The organism is Micrococcus sp. TA1 (assembly GCF_014199555.1).
Lineage (GTDB): Bacteria > Actinomycetota > Actinomycetes > Actinomycetales > Micrococcaceae > Citricoccus.
Map to the genome: position 1 here is coordinate 810,288 of NZ_JACHNW010000001.1, position 17,154 is coordinate 827,441.

At 71.5% G+C, this 17,154-nt stretch carries 17 protein-coding genes; 10 read left to right on the plus strand and 7 right to left on the minus strand.

The window, feature by feature from the left end; translation table 11 throughout:
- Nucleotides 1-24 precede the first annotated feature (24 nt).
- The 3 genes from GGQ69_RS03420 (at nucleotide 25) to GGQ69_RS03430 (ending at nucleotide 3,614) form a co-directional block, all read left to right on the plus strand.
- Nucleotides 25-384, plus strand: a complete 360-nt coding sequence (locus GGQ69_RS03420) for a DUF3039 domain-containing protein (protein WP_010144362.1) — start codon at nucleotides 25-27, stop codon at nucleotides 382-384.
- A gap of 223 nt (nucleotides 385-607) precedes the next feature.
- Nucleotides 608-2,416: a DEAD/DEAH box helicase gene (locus tag GGQ69_RS03425; RefSeq protein WP_183524637.1), complete on the plus strand. Its 1,809-nt coding sequence runs from the start codon at nucleotides 608-610 to the stop codon at nucleotides 2,414-2,416.
- 202 nt (nucleotides 2,417-2,618) lie between these two features.
- Nucleotides 2,619-3,614: a TerC family protein gene (locus GGQ69_RS03430; RefSeq protein WP_255459405.1), complete on the plus strand. Its 996-nt coding sequence runs from the start codon at nucleotides 2,619-2,621 to the stop codon at nucleotides 3,612-3,614.
- Here the strand turns inward: GGQ69_RS03430 and GGQ69_RS03435 are convergent.
- From GGQ69_RS03435 to GGQ69_RS03465, 7 genes are all read right to left on the minus strand, one after another.
- Nucleotides 3,571-4,881 carry a hemolysin family protein gene (locus tag GGQ69_RS03435; protein WP_183524640.1) on the minus strand — a complete coding sequence of 437 codons (1,311 nt, stop codon included), beginning with the start codon at nucleotides 4,879-4,881 and terminating at the stop codon, nucleotides 3,571-3,573. The two genes, GGQ69_RS03430 and GGQ69_RS03435, sit on opposite strands and share 44 nt — an antisense overlap.
- A gap of 63 nt (nucleotides 4,882-4,944) precedes the next feature.
- Nucleotides 4,945-5,721: a TIGR02206 family membrane protein gene (locus tag GGQ69_RS03440; protein ID WP_183524645.1), complete on the minus strand. Its 777-nt coding sequence runs from the start codon at nucleotides 5,719-5,721 to the stop codon at nucleotides 4,945-4,947.
- A gap of 135 nt (nucleotides 5,722-5,856) precedes the next feature.
- Entirely contained in the window at nucleotides 5,857-6,252 is a 396-nt protein-coding gene (locus GGQ69_RS03445) for a hypothetical protein (protein WP_183524648.1), read from the minus strand.
- Nucleotides 6,253-6,348: 96 nt separating this feature from the next.
- Complete coding sequence (locus GGQ69_RS03450; protein ID WP_183524651.1) at nucleotides 6,349-7,386, minus strand: hemolysin family protein; 1,038 nt, start codon at nucleotides 7,384-7,386, stop codon at nucleotides 6,349-6,351.
- The gene (locus GGQ69_RS03455) at nucleotides 7,386-8,732 is read right to left on the minus strand and encodes a hemolysin family protein (protein ID WP_183524654.1); all 1,347 of its coding nucleotides are present in this window, start codon (nucleotides 8,730-8,732) and stop codon (nucleotides 7,386-7,388) included. The genes GGQ69_RS03450 and GGQ69_RS03455 overlap by 1 nt, the downstream gene beginning before the upstream one ends.
- A 269-nt stretch (nucleotides 8,733-9,001) precedes the next feature.
- Entirely contained in the window at nucleotides 9,002-9,673 is a 672-nt protein-coding gene (locus tag GGQ69_RS03460; protein WP_183524657.1) for an isochorismatase family protein, read from the minus strand.
- A 74-nt stretch (nucleotides 9,674-9,747) separates the two neighbouring features.
- The gene (locus tag GGQ69_RS03465) at nucleotides 9,748-11,088 is read right to left on the minus strand and encodes a nicotinate phosphoribosyltransferase (protein WP_370577094.1); all 1,341 of its coding nucleotides are present in this window, start codon (nucleotides 11,086-11,088) and stop codon (nucleotides 9,748-9,750) included.
- 64 nt (nucleotides 11,089-11,152) lie between these two features.
- Here GGQ69_RS03465 and clpS point away from each other — a divergent pair, with 64 nt between their 5' ends.
- The 7 genes from clpS to GGQ69_RS03500 are packed head-to-tail and all read left to right on the plus strand — an operon-like array spanning nucleotide 11,153 to nucleotide 16,785.
- Nucleotides 11,153-11,509 carry an ATP-dependent Clp protease adapter ClpS gene (gene clpS, locus GGQ69_RS03470; protein WP_221243338.1) on the plus strand — a complete coding sequence of 119 codons (357 nt, stop codon included), beginning with the start codon at nucleotides 11,153-11,155 and terminating at the stop codon, nucleotides 11,507-11,509.
- Nucleotides 11,509-12,231, plus strand: a complete 723-nt coding sequence (locus tag GGQ69_RS03475; protein ID WP_183524660.1) for a DUF2017 family protein — start codon at nucleotides 11,509-11,511, stop codon at nucleotides 12,229-12,231. The genes clpS and GGQ69_RS03475 overlap by 1 nt, the downstream gene beginning before the upstream one ends.
- Nucleotides 12,232-12,263: 32 nt before the next feature.
- A complete protein-coding gene (murI, locus tag GGQ69_RS03480; RefSeq protein WP_183524664.1) occupies nucleotides 12,264-13,295 on the plus strand; it encodes a glutamate racemase in 1,032 nt (343 codons plus the stop codon).
- Nucleotides 13,292-14,107 carry an MBL fold metallo-hydrolase gene (locus tag GGQ69_RS03485; protein WP_183524667.1) on the plus strand — a complete coding sequence of 272 codons (816 nt, stop codon included), beginning with the start codon at nucleotides 13,292-13,294 and terminating at the stop codon, nucleotides 14,105-14,107. The genes murI and GGQ69_RS03485 overlap by 4 nt, the downstream gene beginning before the upstream one ends.
- A 22-nt stretch (nucleotides 14,108-14,129) precedes the next feature.
- Entirely contained in the window at nucleotides 14,130-14,939 is an 810-nt protein-coding gene (gene rph / locus GGQ69_RS03490; protein WP_255459406.1) for a ribonuclease PH, read from the plus strand.
- On the plus strand, nucleotides 14,936-15,619 hold the full coding sequence (gene rdgB / locus GGQ69_RS03495) for an RdgB/HAM1 family non-canonical purine NTP pyrophosphatase (protein ID WP_183524670.1): 684 nt from the start codon (nucleotides 14,936-14,938) through the stop codon (nucleotides 15,617-15,619). The genes rph and rdgB overlap by 4 nt, the downstream gene beginning before the upstream one ends.
- Nucleotides 15,619-16,785 carry an exonuclease domain-containing protein gene (locus GGQ69_RS03500; protein ID WP_183524673.1) on the plus strand — a complete coding sequence of 389 codons (1,167 nt, stop codon included), beginning with the start codon at nucleotides 15,619-15,621 and terminating at the stop codon, nucleotides 16,783-16,785. Before rdgB ends, GGQ69_RS03500 begins: the two co-directional genes overlap by 1 nt.
- Nucleotides 16,786-17,154 lie beyond the last annotated feature (369 nt).

The window sequence follows — 17,154 nt, forward strand, 5'->3', positions numbered from 1 at the left end:
CCGCGGACCGGTAGACTGGGGCGCATGAGTCTGCCCGCCGAGCCCGATCTGAACGACCCCGGAGCACCGCAGGGTCCCGGCAGCGCCGGGGCCGCCGTGCTGGACCGCCAGGAGCAGCTGCAGGACGCCGAACCGGGCGACCACGAGCGCTTCTCGCACTACGTCCGCAAGGAGAAGATCATGGAGTCCGCCGTCACCGGCGCCCCCGTGGTCGCCCTGTGCGGCAAGGTCTGGACGCCAGGACGGGACCCGGAGCGCTTCCCGGTCTGCCCGGAGTGCAAGGAGATCTACGACGGCCTCAAGGGGCCGAAGGACGGCGACTCCGGCAGCGAGGGTTCCGGCGGTGGCCGGCGCGGCTGGTTCGGCGGCCGAGGCCGCGACTGACCCACGGCTCGGCGTCCATACCGGGCCGGCCCGGCCGCGCAGCCGGGCCGACACCTGTCGGTGACGTGCCGTCGTCGTGTCCGACGACCCGGCGCGCGCCCATCCGCCCCGTTCCGGGGATCCCCGGCCGGCCCGCCGCAGGGCCCCGCCCCGCCGCGCCCACCGCGCCGTCCGTCCACCGCACCCCTGCACCGTCCCCGCCTGAGGAGGCCAGCGAAGCTCCGTGTCCGATGCACTGTTCCAAATCGGTGAAGACCTGCCCCCCGCCCTGCCGGAGCGGGCGGCCTGGGGGACCGCCCCGAAGCTGCGCCAGTGGCAGCAGGAGGCCCTCGAGCTGTACTTCTCGAAGCAGCCCCAGGACTTCCTGGCCGTGGCCACCCCGGGCGCCGGTAAGACGACCTTCGCGCTGCGCGTTGCGAAGATGCTCATGGAGGCCGGGACGGTCAGCCGGATCACCGTCGTGGCCCCCACGGAGCACCTCAAGCGGCAGTGGGCGGACTCCGCGGCCCGGATCGGGCTGGCGATCGACCCGAACTTCAAGAACGCGGACGGGCGCCACGGCGACGAGTACATCGGGGTCGCGCTGACGTACGCGCAGGTGGCGTCGAAACCGATCCTGCACCGCAACCGGACGGAGAACGCCCGGACCCTGGTGATCCTGGACGAGATCCACCACGGCGGTGACGCCCTGAGCTGGGGCGACGCCATCCGGGAGGCGTTCGAGCCGGCCACCCGCCGGTTATCCCTGACCGGCACGCCGTTCCGCTCGGACACCGCCGCCATCCCCTTCGTGGACTACGTGCAGTTCGAGGACGGGATCCGCCGGTCGAAGGCGGATTACACCTACGGCTACGGACCGGCGCTTCGGGACCACGTGGTGCGGCCGGTGATCTTCATGGCCTACTCCGGTCAGATGCGCTGGCAGACCTCCACGGGTGACGTCATGGAGGCCCAGCTCGGCGAGGCGGCCACGAAGGACATCACCGCCCAGGCGTGGCGGACCGCCCTGAACCCGGAGGGGGAGTGGATCCCCTCGGTGCTGCGCGCGGCGGACCGCCGGCTGACCGAGGTGCGACGCAACGTCCCCGACGCCGGCGCCCTGGTGATCGCCACGGACCACGAGGACGCGCGCGCCTACGCCGCCCAGCTGCAGGCCATCACCGGTGAGGAGATCACCGTCGTCCTGTCCGATGACAAGGGCGCCTCCGACCGTATCGAGGAATTCTCGGCCGGCACTCAACGCTGGATGGTCGCGGTGCGCATGGTCTCCGAGGGCGTGGACGTGCCCCGGCTCTGCGTCGGGGTGTACGCGACCTCGACCTCCACCCCGCTGTTCTTCGCCCAGGCCGTCGGCCGCTTCGTGCGCTCCCGGCGCCGGGGGGAGACCGCCAGCGTGTTCCTGCCCTCGGTGCCCCAGTTGATGCTGCTGGCCAACGAGATGGAGGCCGAGCGCGACCACGCCCTGGACCGGCCCGAAGCGGCCCCCGGTGTCCTGGAGTCGGAGGACCTGTCCCAGTCCCCGGAGGAGGACCTGCTCGCGGCGGCGAACCGCCAGGACCGGGCCTCGGACTCCCTGACACGCTCCGAGTTCAAGGCACTGGAGTCCCAGGCGGCCTTCGACCGGGTGCTCTTCGACGGTTCCGAGTTCGGCACCGGCGGGGCGGTCGGGTCCGAGGACGAGCTGGACTTCCTGGGGATCCCGGGACTGCTGGAGCCCGAACAGGTGGGGCAGCTGCTGCGCCAGCGCCAGGCCGAACAGCTCCGGCGCCGTCCACGGGCCGACCACGCCGCCACGGGGGCGGCCGGCCATGACGGTCAGGCCACCGTGGTGGACCACCGCCGCCTCAAGGAGATGCGCAGCCAGCTCTCGAAGAATGTCTCGGCCTGGTCGGCCCGGTCCGGCACCCCGCACGGGATCATCCACAACCGGTTGCGGGAGATCAGCGGGGGACCGGCGGTCGCCCAGGCCACGGCCGAGCAGCTCGAGACCCGGTTGCAGACGCTGGCGGGCTGGTTCGTCGGACGGAAGTGAGCGCCCCGGTCCTCTCCACGGCCGTGAGGGGGATGAACGGGGGTCTTGAACCCTCCGGTGCGGTCATGGTCTAATTTTCTGCACCAGAAGGGGAGTATCCCCCCAGCCGACCCGTCGTCACTACGGCCCACCGGGCCCGGCGGGCGGGCCCTCAGCCGGCCGGGAGAGACCTTCGATCTCATCGATCGAAAGGTGTCCCGTCATGGACGTCCCCCTGTGGATCTGGTCAGTGGTCCTGGCCTTCATCATCGCGATGCTGGTCGTCGACCTGGTCGCCCACCGTCGTGCCCACGTCATCGGGGTGCGGGAGGCCGCAGCCTGGTCCGCGGTCTGGGTGGCGTGCGGTGTCGGCTTCGGCGTGCTCGTCTGGACCGGATGGGGTGCCGAGTACGGCCAGCAGTACTTCGCCGGGTACCTGATCGAGAAGTCCCTGTCCGTGGACAACGTGTTCGTGTGGGCCATCATCTTCACCCACTTCGCCGTCCCGCCCCGGTTCCAGCACCGGGTGCTGTTCCTCGGGGTGCTCGGCGCCCTCGTGTTCCGCGGCATCTTCATCGCCGCCGGCGCGGTGCTGATCCAGCACTTCACCTGGGTGCTGTACGTGTTCGCCGCCTTCCTGCTGTACACCGGGTACCGGATGATCCGGCAGCGCCACGAACAACTGAACCCGGACCAGTCCAGGGCGCTGACCGCGTTCCGCCGGCTGGTGCCGATGACCGACACCTTCCACGGCCAGCGGCTGCTGGTGCGCAGGGACGGGGTGGTGCTGGCCACGCCGCTGCTGGCGGTGCTGGTGCTGATCGAGACCACGGACGTGGTGTTCGCCGTGGACTCGATCCCGGCCATCTTCGCGGTGACCGACGAGGTGTTCCTGGTCTTCACCGCCAACGCCTTCGCCATCCTGGGACTGCGGGCGATGTACTTCCTGCTGGCCGACCTGATCCACCGCTTCGTCTACCTCAAGGTCGGCCTGGCGCTGGTTCTGGTCTGGGTCGGGATCAAGATGCTGCTGAAGATCGACGTGTTCTACATCCCCACCCCGGTCTCCCTGGCCGTCGTCGCCCTCATCCTGACCGTGTCCGTCATCGCCAGCCTGCGGGCCACCCGCGGGCAGGGGCGCCAGGGGCCGACAGCAGGCGGCCCCGGTGCGCGGCTCAGGGACCCGTCTCGGGGGGTCCGGTTCCGGCACCCCGGCTGATCTGGACGCGGCCCACGCGCCGCCCGTCCATGGCCAGGACCCGCAGCGAGGCCCCCCCGACGTCGATCACGTCCCCGATCGCCGGGACCCGGCCCAGCTCGGCCATCATGAACCCGCCCACGGTCTCGTAGGAACCGTCGTCGGGCAGGTGCACGCCGGTGTGCTGGGCCAGCTCCTGCAGGATCAACCCACCGTCGACCTCCACGTCCTGCCCCTCGCTCAGGGTGCCGCCCGCCGGCTCCAGGCTGTCGTCGAACTCGTCGTAGATGTCGCCGACAAGTTCCTCCAGCAGATCCTCCAGGGTGACGATCCCGTCGGTGCCGCCGTACTCGTCGATCACCAGGGCGATCTGGTCACCGCTGTCCCGCATGCGGTGCAGCGCCTGCAGGACCTCGACCGTCCCGGGCAGCACCGTGATGGTCCGAGCGATCGACCCCAGGGTGAGCGTGCGGTCCTCCACCCGGAGCAGGTCCCGGACGTGGACGAAGCCCAGCACGTCATCGGTGTCCCGCCCGGTCACCGGGTAGCGGGAGTTCGGCAGCGTGGCCAACTCCCGCAGCGCCTGCCCGACCGTGGTCGCGCCGTCGAGGAAGTTCACCTCGGGGCGGGGGCGCATCACCTCGACGACGGTGCGTTCCGCGGCCTCGAAGACGGCGGTGAGCACCCGCCGGTCCACCTCCTCCAGCGACTCGGCGGTCGAGACCATGGACCGGATCTCCTCGGCGGAGACCGATTCCCGGTCCACCGTCGGATCTGCGCCGAGCAGGCGGATCACGACGTTCGTGGAGGCCGAGAGCAGCCAGATGACCGGGCGCATCAGGCGCGCGAAGACTCCCAGCGGCGGGGCCAGAGTCCGGGTGAGAGCCATCGCGTTCTGCATGGCCAGCCGCTTGGGGACCAGTTCCCCGAACACCAGGGACAGGTAGGCGATGACCAGGGTCAGTCCCACCAGGGCCGTGGTGCCCGCCGTCTGTTCCCCCATCCCCAGGGACACCAGCCACGGCTCGAGGTCCGGGGCGATGGTCGAGGCGCCGTAGGCGGAGGAGAAGAACCCGGCGACCGTCACCCCGATCTGCACGGCGGAGAGGAACAGGTTGGGGTTCCGGACCAGGGCCGCCGTCCTGGCCCCGCGCGGACCGGTGGACTCCAGGGTCCGGACCTGGGATGGACGCACGTTCACGATGGCCATCTCGGTGCCGGCGAAGACTCCTCCGATCAGCACGAACATCACAACCAGCGCGAGATTCACCAGGGTGTCGGCGTCCATTCCGTCACGCTATGTCACGCCCGTCCGCGACGGAACCGTTCCGGACTGCGGACGGTCCGCCCCTTACCGCGGCCGGCGATGCCGTCCACGGTCTGTCCGTGGGGCTCGTGCGTCCGGGGACGCCGTCCAGGCCCGGGCCAGCCGCCGGGCCGGCCGCCGGGCCGTCCACGGCCAGGTCATGAGCGCCCACACCGCGGAAATAATGAGGAACTCCACGGCCAGGTACCAGGGCCAGGACCCGAAGAGATCAAGGACCGATGGGTTGTCGGGCTTCGCGTTGAGGAAGCCGTAGTTGGTCCCCAGCCAGCCGTTGAGCCCGAAGGCCGCCACCGCCCACGCCACCGTGACGACCAGGGCCATCCGGTAGCTGCCCCAGGCCACCCGGGTGCCGCGTCCCCACGTCAGGTACAGCGCCGCCCACAGCACCAGCAGGTGCTGGATCCAGAGGTCGATGAAGTCGATGTGGGGGAAGTCCGGCGAGTTCAGGGCCGGGGTGAGGATGGCCTGCGGGTTCAGCGTCAGTCCCCAGTAGTAGGTAAGGGCGAACGCCCAGTGGGTCCGGGTCCACAGCGCGATGACCGCGACCATCCACGCCAGATCCGAGAGGTGGACCGGCAGGGCGATGTGGAGGTCGAACTGGCCCGGCCACCACCGATAGACGAGCATCGCCACCGCGTACACGGCCAGAACCCCGGCGAACACCCGGGAGAAGACCACCTCGGCCCCGGAGCCCCGCAACCGCCGGCCCACGCCGATGACGAACACGGCGCCGAGGACGCAGACGACCAGCGCACCCCAATGGGAGGGGCCATAGGGGACGAAGACATCATCAGGGGGCACCGTCGACTCACCTCGTGCCTCCGAGGGTACAAAGCCGCCGGGCCGGGTGCCAGGGGGCCGATCGACGCGCTTCGCCGACCCGAAGGGAGCGGATGACGCGAACCGGTGGTCCACCCGGCGCCCCGGCCACCGACCTCAGCCGATCACCAGGGGGATGATCGAGAGGATGAGGCCGCAGAGCCCGATGATGATGAAGGTCGCACCCAGTGCCAGGCATGTACCGGTGGCCTGCCGATGACGCTCGAAACCCATGACCCAGGGCTCCCGGGGGCTGACGTACCCGGTGCAGACGTCCCTGCCGGCATAGTGGGAGTGCTCCGTCGCGTGCAGGGGGCGGTCGTAGAACTCCCCGCTGGCGAACCAGCGGGCCTGCGGTTCAGGCGGGCCTCGAACGATGACGACCTCGGTGGCCACCAGGGACCGTTCCCTGGAACGCCGCAGCATCCCGGCCAGCAGCAGGGGCAGGCCCAGGCACAATCCGACCCAGGACAGCAGGTCCCCGACGATCCCGGCCCCGTCGAGGCCGTTCATGGCCTGTGACCGGACTGGTCCTGCGGGCCACCCTCGGACGGGCGGCCCGCAGGACCGGGAACCGGGCGGGAGGACCAGGCCGCCCGCTCACCGTTGCTACCGGGAGACACGGCTGTCGTCGCGGATCTGCCCGACCAGTTCCTCGAGCATGTCCTCGAGGGTGACGATTCCATACGGATGTCCATCGTGGTCCACGGCCAGAGCCAGGTGCGCCCCGTCCCGCTGCATCTGGCGCAACGAGGTCTGCAGGTGCTCGGCGACGTGCACCTGCGGCAGGTCCCGGACCAGCCGCTCCGGCAGGGGCGCGTTCCGCTCGACCGCATCCAGGCTGAGCAGGTCCTTGACGTGCACGTACCCGCGCAGCTCGCCGTCCTCGGACTGCACCGGGAACCGTGAGTACCCGTTGGCCGCGACGGTCTCGATCTGTTCCGGGGTGCACCCGGCCGGGAGCGTGGTGACCTCGTGCAGGGGGATCACGATGGACTTCACGGAGCGCTCCTCGAAGGTGAGGGCACCGAGCAGCAGGCGCTCGTCCTGGTGGTCCAGCAGCCCGCCCTCGCGGGACTCGCCGACCAGGCCCGCCACCTCGTCCCGGGTGAAGGCGCTGGTGACCTCGTTCTTCGGGGTCACCTTGAACAGGCGCAGGATACCGTTGCCCATCGCGTTCATGGCCCACAGCATCGGCTGCAGGATCCGCACGACGACGACCAGTGCCGGTCCGAGCACCAGGGCCATCCGCTCCGGTCCGGCCAGGGCGATGTTCTTGGGCACCATCTCGCCGAGCACGACGTGCAGGTAGGTCACCAGGGCGTAGGCGATGACGTAGGCGATGGTGTCGATCGCCGCCTCTGGTACGCCCAGGGCCTCGAACGGTCCCTGCAGGGCGTAGACGACCATCGGCTTGGTGACGTACCCCAGGGCCAGGGAACACACGGTGATGCCCAATTGGGCGCCCGCCATCATCAGCGAGACGTTCTCGATCGCCCACAGGGTCATCCGGGCGGCCCGGCCGCCCTCCTGGGCCCGGGGTTCGATGATGGACCGCCGGGCGGCGATCAGGGAGAACTCGGCGCCGACGAAGAAGAAGTTGGCCGCGAGCAGCACGATGGTCAGGATGATTCCCACGGTATCCACTAGCGGGCACTCTCTTCCGTCTCGAGGGGGGTGGCGGAGGCGCTGATCTGGGCAATGCGTGCCCCGTCCATCTCTTCCACGCGCAGGGTGATCCGTGCGGCCCGATACCCGTGGGCCGGTTCGGTGTCGATCTCGACCTCGTCCCCGACTGTGGCGATCGACCCCAGGTGCAGGGTCAGGAACCCGGCGAGGGTGTCATAGTCGGAGCCTTCCGGGATGTGGTGCCCCAGCAGCGTGCTGACCTCATCGGGGCGCAGGGCCCCGTCGAGCCGCCAGGTCCCGTCGGGCAGGTGCTCACTGGTCCCCTCGTCCGGGTCGTGCTCGTCCACGACCTCACCCACGAGCTCCTCGACCAGGTCCTCCAGGGTGATTAGCCCGGCCACGTCACCGGTCTCGTCGATCAGCACGGCCATCTGCAGCCCACCGGCGCGCAGGGTGTCCATCAGGTCGTCCAACTCCACGGTGTCCGGCATCAAGGTCGGCTCGTCCATGACGGTGGCGACCGGGGTGTGCCCGCGGTCAGGGAACGGCACGGCCAGGCCCCGGCGGACGTGGACGATGCCCTGCACCTCGGGCGATCCGGGTTCCATGACCGGGAACCGGGAGTGGCCGGTCGCCGCCGCCGTGGAGAGCATGTCCTGCACGCTCTGCCCCGGAGTGAGACTGACGATGCGGGTCCCGGGGGTCATCGCGTCGTGGGCCCGCCGCGTGCCGAACGCGAAGGAGCGCTGGACGAGCTGGGCGGTCTGTTCGGGCAGCACGCCCTGGCGGGCCGAATGTCCTACCAGTACCGTCAATTCCTCGGGAGAACGGGCCGAGGCCAGCTCCTCCTGCGGCTCGATGCCCAGCGCCCGCACGATCCGGTTGGCCGTCCCGTTGAAGAACGTCAGCAGCGGCCCGGTGACCGTGCTGAAGGCACGCTGGAACCCGGACACTGCGCGCGCGGTGGCCAGCGGCCGGGCGATCGCCAGGTTCTTGGGCACCAGCTCACCGAACACCATGGTCAGCAGCGTCGCGATCACCAGGGCCAGGGCCACGGAGACGGACCGCGCCAGCGGCTCCGCCAGCCCGGCCTGCTCCAGCGGACCCACCACGAGGGCTGCGATGGCCGGCTCGGCCAGGAAGCCGATGCCCAGGTTGGTCAGCGTGATGCCCAGCTGGGCACCCGAGAGCTGGGTGGAGAGCGTGTTCATCGCCGTGAGCACACCGGCGGACTTCCTGTCCCCGGTCGCGGCGGCGTCCCGCACGTCGTTCTTGTTGACCGTGATCAGGGAGAACTCCGCCGCCACGAACAGGGCGCACGCACCGATCAGGACCAGGCCGATGAGGATCGAGACTACTTCCACTTCTTACACCCCCCACCACACGTCGTGCGCGCCTGCGCGCGTGTCAGCGGGGGGCACAGACTGTGCCCCGGACTGTCACCGGGAGTAGACATCGGTTTCCTCTCACGAGTCAGGGAGATCCGCGGCCCACTGCCACGGATCGGCACCATCCTGCCAGCAGGGAAAACCCGGGCGCAAACCAGGGGTTATGCCCCTGCGCCCCGGTGGCGCGCCGAAAGATCACCGGGTGGCCGGACCCGGCGACCGCAGTCGCCTCGAGGGCAGGGCGACTACTCGGCCGATCCGCCCCAGGCCTGCAGGACGGCGCCGTTCTCCTCCATCAGCTGGAGGGCCTCCTCGGAGCGCTCGGCGTCCACCCCGGCGACCAGGTCGGTGTAGACGAACGTGTCATAGCCGGCGTCGATAGCGTCCAGCACGGTGGCCTTGACGCAGTGGTCCGTGGCGATCCCTACGACCACCACCGAGTTCACGCCCTGCTGGCGCAGCCAGTCGTCCAGGCCGGGGGCGCCGTCCTCGACGGCCGTGGCCGCGGCGGCGGTGGCGCCGAAGGGACCCGCGGTGCCCTCGGGGGCGCCGGAGCGGACCATGTCGGGGCTGCCGAGCTGGGCGTCGAAGCCCGAGTAGGAGCTGTCGAAGCGGCCCTTGAGGAACTGGGCGTCGAGGTATTCGGAGTCCAGGGCCGGGTGCAGCTCGGCGCCTGCCGTGCCGGCCACGCAGTGCACCGGCCAGGACTCGGTGTAGTCCGGCTCGGCGTCCTCGGCGGCGAAGTGCGGGCCGGGATCGACGTGCCAGTCGCGGGTGGCCACGACGGCGTCGAACTCGGAACCGCGCTCGTCCAGGAAGGCGGTGATCCTCGCGGCGGTCTCGGCGCCGCCCTCGACGGCCAGGGAGCCGCCCTCACAGAAGTCGTTCTGTACGTCCACGATGACCAAGGCACGCATGGTGGGATTCTTTCCTGTTCTGTGCGTGGGGAGACGGGTGGTGGCGAGGCGCCACCGCGGGTTGGACCGGTGAGTCAGGCCTCGGTGAAGACGGTGGGTATGGCCGGCTCGCCGGGCTGAAGTCTACGCACCGCGGCGGGCAGCTCGGAACGGGAGTCCTGGTGCCGCCGGGCGGCCCGGACCACCGCCTCCGGTCCCGTCCATCCGGGTTGCAGCTCGCCGTCCAGCACCAGCGCGTGCTGCAGCGGGCGGTCGTTGGAGTCCGCGTCCGGCGGCTCGTTGACGCCGACCAGCTCGGCGGTGGCCCGGCCGGGGGCGTCGAGCTGGCGCGCGGCGAACTTGCGGCCGCCCATCGAACCCTTGCCGGAGGAGGCCTTGGCCACGTCCACCCAGGTGCCGTCGTCGTCCTGGCGGCTGACCAGCTTGTAGACCATGGAGGCCGTCGGCGCGCCGGAACCGGTGACCAGCCGGGTGCCCACGCCGTAGGAGTCCACCGGCGCCGACCGCAGGTAGGCGATGGCGTACTCGTCCAGGTCGGAGGTGACCATGATGCCGGTGCTGGTGTTGCCGAGGTCGTCCAGCAGCCTCCGCACCCGGTGGGCCTGCTCGACGAGGTCACCGGAGTCGAGCCGGACATTGCGCAGCGCGGTGCCGGCGACCTCGACGGCCGTCCGCACACCCTGCTCGACGTCATAGGTGTCCACCAGCAGCGTGGTGTCCCGCCCGAGGGCCGTGACCTGCGCCTCGAAGGCCTCGCGCTCCGAGTCGTGCAGCAGCGTGAACGAGTGGGCCGCCGTGCCGACGGTCTTCACCCCGTAGCGCTCGCCGGCCGCCAGGTTCGAGGTCGAGTCGAACCCGGCGATGACGGCGGCGCGGGCGGCCGCGACGGCGGCCTCCTCGTTGATGCGGCGGGCACCCATCTCGATGCACGGACGGTCCGCCGCCACGGAGGTCATCCGCGAGGCGGCCGAGGCCACCGCCGAGTCGTAGTTGAGCACGGAGAGCAGGTAGGTCTCCAGGATGCAGGCCTCGGCGAAGGAGGACTCCACCTGCAGGATGGGGGAGTAGGGGAAGTAGGCCTCGCCCTCGGCGTAGCCGAAGATGTTGCCCGAGAAGCGGAAGTCCGCCAGCCACTGCAGCGTGGCGTCATCCACCACGCGGTGGTCCGCCAGGAAGTCGAGCTCGCCGGCGCCGAACCGGAACGTGGCCAGTCCCTCGAGCAACCGCCCGGTCCCGGCGACGACGCCGTACCGGCGGCCCTCGGCCAGCCGGCGGGAGAACACCTCGAAGACGCTGCGGCGGTGCGCCGCCCCGGACCTCAGGGCGGCCTGCAGCATGGTCAGTTCGTAGTGGTCCGTGAACAGCGAGGTGGGCAGCAGCCAGCCCGTGTCCCGCGTCGAAGTCAGCTCGGTCACGCCAGTCACCCTACAGCCAGTGACCACCCGGTCCGTGGACCGGCGGCCGCGTAGAATGGGCGCCATGGTGTGGTGCAGTCAGGTTCCCGTGCCGCCCGGCGCCTCGCCCGACCAGGTGCCCGGCGGGTCCACCGGCCTGCTCGAACGTCCGGACCCCGCGCGGCTCACCCTGCTGGACCGTCCCTGGCAGGTGATCGTGTGGAACGACCCGGTCAATCTCATGAGCTACGTCTCCTACGTGTTCCGGTCCTACTTCGGGTTCAGCCGGGAGAAGGCCGACCGGCTGATGCTGCAGGTCCACCAGGAGGGCAGGGCGATCGTGGCCTCGGGCCAGCGCGAGGAGGCCGAGCGGCACGTGCAGGCAATGCACGGGTACGGCCTGTGGGCCACCCTTCAGCACGAGACGGGCGAGGGCGCCTGATGGCGCGTGCCTTCAAGTCCACGCCGAAGGGGTTCGTGGCCGACCTCGAGCGTGCCGAACGCCGGTTGCTGCGCACCCTGTTCCAGGACGTCATCCAGCTCCTCGACAGGGACCGGCCCGGGAATCCCGCCGCCGTGATGGCCGACCGGCCCGACACCGAGGGTCCGGACGGGGACGCCTTCTGGGACATCGTGGCCGGCCTCGGACCGCTGCGGGACGGTGGGCTGCCCGGAGTCTCGGACGGTGCCGGGCCCGGAGCCGGAACGGTCCCGACGGCGGCCCCGTACCGTCCCGCTCCCGAGGACCCGGCGCTGGCGCGCCTGCTGCCGGACGGCGTCGTGGGTGACGACCGCGACGACGGCGACGAGGGGGACTCCGGCGCGGCGGACCGGGCGGCGGGGGAGATCCGCGCCCTCACCGAGGACGCCGTGCGCCGGTCCAAGACCCAGGACCTGCAGCGGGCGGTGGCCGCACTGCAGGCCAACCCCGTCGTGCTGACCGAGCCCGAGGCGGTCTCCTTCAGCCGTGCCCTGAACGACGTGCGCCTGGTGCTCTCGTCCCGGCTGGGCATCGAGACCGAGGAGGACGCCGAGAGGGTCCACGAGGTGGACGACTGGTCCGAGGCCACGGACGTGGAGTCCTACATGGCCCTGCTGTACAACTTCACCACGTGGCTGCTGGAGACGCTCATGGTGGCCCTGTCCACGCGCCTTCCCGACTGACGCGTCGCTCTGCGCCTATCCTCTGAAGGACCATGACCCAGAACTCCCAGACCTTCGTGCGCCCCGGACCGGCCCCCGCGGACGCTGACCCCACGCCGGCCGGCCTGGCACCGATCGGGGTGTTCGACTCCGGGGTGGGCGGACTGACGGTCGCCCGGGCGATCATCGACCAGTTGCCCGGCGAGGAGATCGCCTACGTGGGGGACACGGCCCACGGACCCTACGGCCCGCGCAGCATCGCCCAGGTGCGGGCCTTCGCGCTCGGGATCATGGACGAACTGGTGGACGCGGGCGTCAAGGTCCTGGTCATCGCGTGCAACTCCGCCTCGGCGGCCGTGCTGCGTGACGCCCGGGAGCGGTACACGGCCCGGTACGGGATCCCCGTGGTCGAGGTCATCCAGCCGGCCGTCCGGCGCGCGGTCGCGGCCACGCGCAACGGGCACGTCGGGGTGATCGGCACGGAGGCGACGGTGGGCTCGAGGGCCTACGAGGACACGTTCGCCGCCGCCCCCCAATTGCGGATCACCTCGGTGGCCTGCCCCCGCTTCGTGGAATTCGTGGAGGCGGGGATCACCACCGGTGCCGAGCTGCTGGCCACGGCCGAGGAATACCTGGCGCCGCTGAAGGCCGCCGGCGTGGACACCCTCGTGCTGGGCTGCACACACTACCCCCTGCTGACCGGCGTGATCTCCCTGGTCATGGGTGAGGACGTCACCCTGGTCTCCTCCGCGGAGGAGACGGCGAAGGACGTGTACCGGGCCCTGGTCCGGCACGGCCTGGAACGCCCGGCCGGGGTGGACGAGACGACGGGGCACCGGTTCATGGCGACGGGTGACCCGCAGCAGTTCGAGCGGCTGGCCCGGCGCTTCCTCGGACCGGAGGTCGGCGGCGTGCAGCACGTGGACCACATCTCGGAGCGCTATCCCACCGGCGTGCTCGCCCGGATCACCCCGGAGATGCTCGCGGCCGCACGCGACGGCCGGCGGCCGGTGACCAGTACAGTGGACGAAAACCTCGCGACCTCGCCGTCGACCACCACGCAGGGAAGGCCAGCAACAGGGTGAAGCTCACGATCATCGGTGCCTCCGGGTCCTTCCCCGGGCCGGGCTCCCCGGCATCGTGCTACCTGGTCACGGCCGAGGGGCGTACCGAGGACGGATCCGCGCCCAAGACCTGGCGCATCCTGATGGACCTGGGCAACGGTGCCCTGGGCACCCTGCAGCGGTACATGAGCCTGGACGACATCGATGCCGTGCTGCTCTCCCACCTGCACCCGGACCACTGCATGGACCTGTGCGGGCTGCACGTGGCGATCCGCTGGAACCCCTACGGCTGGAAGGGCGTCCACGTCCCGGTCTACGGGCCGGCGGACACCGCGGACCGGATGGCCATCGCCTACGGGCTGGACCCGGACCCGGGGATGCACCCCGACTTCGACTTCCGGCACTGGCGGTCCCACGAGCCGGTGACCATCGGCCCGTTCACCGTCACCCCGGTCCCCGTGCGCCACCCCATCGAGGAGGCCTACGCCCTGCGGGTGGAGACCACCGGGCCCGGGCCGGACGGCGAGGACGTGCGCCGGGTGCTGACCTACTCCGGGGACACGGACACCTGCGAGGGCCTCGTGGAGGCCGCGCGGGACGCCGACCTGTTCCTGTGCGAGGCGGCCTTCCAGGAGGGCCGTGACGACGGCATCGACGGCGTGCACCTGACCGGCCGCCGCGCCGGCCAGATGGCCTCCGACGCCGGTGCGCGACGGCTGCTGCTGACCCACCTGCCCGTGTGGACGGATCCGCTGACGGCGTCGGTCGAGGCACGCGAGGCGTTCGACGGCGACCTGGCCGTGGCGGTCTCGGGGGTCACCTATCGGGTCTGAGCCGCTCGGTAGGATGGCGGTCATGACCTCATCGACGTCCGGGAACCCCGGAAGCCCTGTCCTGCCCACGACCAGCCCCGCCCCCGGGACCGGTGGCGCCGCGGCCCGGCAGGACGGCCGGGCCGTCAACGCCCTGCGGCCCATCAGCATCACCCGGGGCTGGTCCCGTCAGGCCGAGGGCTCGGCGTTGATCGAGTTCGGCAACACCCGGGTACTGTGCACCGCGTCCTTCACCGAGGGGGTGCCCCGGTGGCTCAAGGGCGAGGGCACGGGCTGGGTCACCGCCGAGTACGCCATGCTGCCGCGGGCCACGAACACCCGTTCCCAGCGCGAGTCGGTCAAGGGCAGGATCGGGGGCAGGACCCATGAGATCTCCCGGTTGATCGGCCGGTCCCTGCGCGCCATCATCGACCTCAAGGTCCTCGGGGAGAACACCATCGTGCTGGACTGCGACGTGCTGGAGGCCGACGGCGGCACCCGCACGGCCGCCATCACGGGCGCGTACGTGGCCCTCGCGGACGCCATCACGTGGGCCAAGGGCCAGGGCATCATCCCGGCCGCGGCGCAGCCGCTGAAGGACTCCGTGGCGGCCGTGTCCGTCGGGATCATCGACGGCGTGCCCATGCTGGACCTGCCGTACGTCGAGGACGTGCGCGCGGAGACGGACATGAACGTCGTGGTCACCGGGGCCGGGGACTTCGTGGAGGTCCAGGGCACCGCCGAGGGTGCGCCGTTCCGGCGGGCCGAACTCGACGCGCTGCTCGACCTGGCGGTGGAGGGCACGGCCGAGCTGACCCGGATCCAGCGCGAGACCCTCGCCGGTGACCGGTGAGCGGGGTCGAGAGCCCCGGCGCCGGGCCGCGGCTGGTCCTGGCGACCCGCAACCAGGGCAAGCTGCGTGAACTGCGCGAACTCCTGCGCGGGAAGGTCCCCGGCCTGGACGTGGACACCCAGGTCATCGATGCCGAGGCGGCAGGCGCTCCGGACGTGGTCGAGGACGGCGTCACGTTCGAGGAGAATTCCCTGAAGAAGGCCCGTGCCGTGTCGGCCCACACGGGGCTGGTGGCCGTGGCCGACGACTCCGGCCTGGCCGTGGAGGTGCTGGGGGGTGCTCCCGGGATCTTCTCGGCCCGCTGGGCCGGACGGCACGGTGACGACGCGGCGAACCTGCGGCTGCTGCTGGACCAGCTGGCGGACGTGGGGCCCGAACACCGCCAGGCGGCCTTCGTCTGCGCCGCCGCGATGGTGACGCCCACGGGTGAGGAACTCGTCGAGACGGGGTTCCTCACGGGGGCCCTGCTCACGGAACCGCGCGGAGACGGGGGATTCGGCTACGACCCGATCCTGAGGCCGCACGGGCGGTCGGAATCCGTGGCCGAGCTCTCCGCGGCCGAGAAGAACTCGATCAGCCATCGGGGCATGGCCTTCCGCCAGCTGCTGCCCGAGCTCATCCGGGTGCTGGGCGCCGGTTCCACCGCCGCGGGGGCGACCGCGCCGGTCGAGGACCGCTGATGACAGGGGAGGACACCGCACTGGACTTCACCGCCCTCGACTTCGAGACCGCCAACGGCTTCCGCGGCTCCCCGTGCTCGGTCGGGCTGGTCCGCGTCCGGGGCGGGCAACCGGTCGAGCGGGCGTACTGGCTGATGCGGCCGCCGGCGGGTTTCGACCGTTTCGACGCCCGCAACGTGCGCATCCATGGCATCACCGCCGGCCAGGTGGCCTCGGCACCGCGCTTCGGGGACCTGTTCCCCGACCTGGCCGGCTTCATCGGGGAGGACCCCGTGGTGGCCCACAACGCCGGGTTCGACATCGGCGTGATCGAGTCCGCGCTCGAGGTCTCGGGGATGGACATCCCACAGATCGACTACGCCTGCTCGCTCGTGATGGCCCGGCGCACCTACGACCTGCCCTCGTACGCCCTGCCCGTGGCGGCCCGGGAGGCCGGTTACGAGTTGAGGAACCACCACGACGCGCTCGCCGACGCCGAGGCCTGCGCGCGGATCATGATCGACGTGGTGTCCCGCAGGACGAGCACACCGGCGTCCGCGGCGGTGCCGTTCGGCCCCGGGACGGCGGCGACGCTCGACGGGGGCGGGGCACCGGAAGCGACAGGGGTGACGGGGGCGACGGCCGTCCTGGAGCGGGGCCTGGCCCGTGTGCTGGCCGCCGAGGGGATCCACCTGCGCCGGCTCGAGCCGCGGCGCGCCGGGCAGGGCCCGGAGTCCCGGGCGACCCGCCAGGCGCGGGGCCTGGGCCCGGTGTTCGACGCCGAGGCGGCATTGCCCCGTTCCTCCGCCATGCCCGACCTGATGCACTGGCCGGACGAGGGCACCAACGCCGCCCCGGCGCCCGATGCCGACCCCGCCCATCCGTTGTTCGGCCACACGGTGGTCTTCACCGGCAACCTGGGCATGTCCCGGCAGGACGCCAAGAACCGTGCCGCCGAGTGCGGGGCCCAGCCGTCCAGCAGGATCAACGGCCAGACGACGATGCTCGTGGTGGGCGACGGCTTCCGGCCGGCGGACCTGGCCACCGGCGCGCGCGGGGGAGCCCTGGGACACCGCAAGACGCGGGACGCTCTGACCCGCCGGCGCAACGGCCAGCACGTCGAGCTGGTCTCCGAGCCCGAGTTCCTGCAGATGCTGGACGGCAACTGGCCCGAGACGGCCGCTTAGGCGTAGCCGGCCACGAGGACGGCGGTGGTCCGGCCGGGGCGGGCGCTCCCCGTCCCGGGCCGCCCCTCCCGGGCGAACCGGACTGGCCGCGTCACCGCGGCATCTCCCCGGCGGTTCCCGCACGGGATGACCAGGTCGCGTCCCGCCCCAGGGGCCCGGCCGACCGGTCCGCTCCGGCCACGGACAGTGCGCCCGTCAGCGCCGTCGCACCGTCGTCGGGCGCGGCCTCGGCACGCCCGGGCCACGGTGACGGCGCGCGATGCGCGCCGTCGCACCCGCGACCACCCTCCCGGACCCTGCCTCCGGCCACCCCGCGGCGGGCGATCGGCCCGGTCCGTCGACACGGTCTCCAGGGGCGAACAAGCAGTG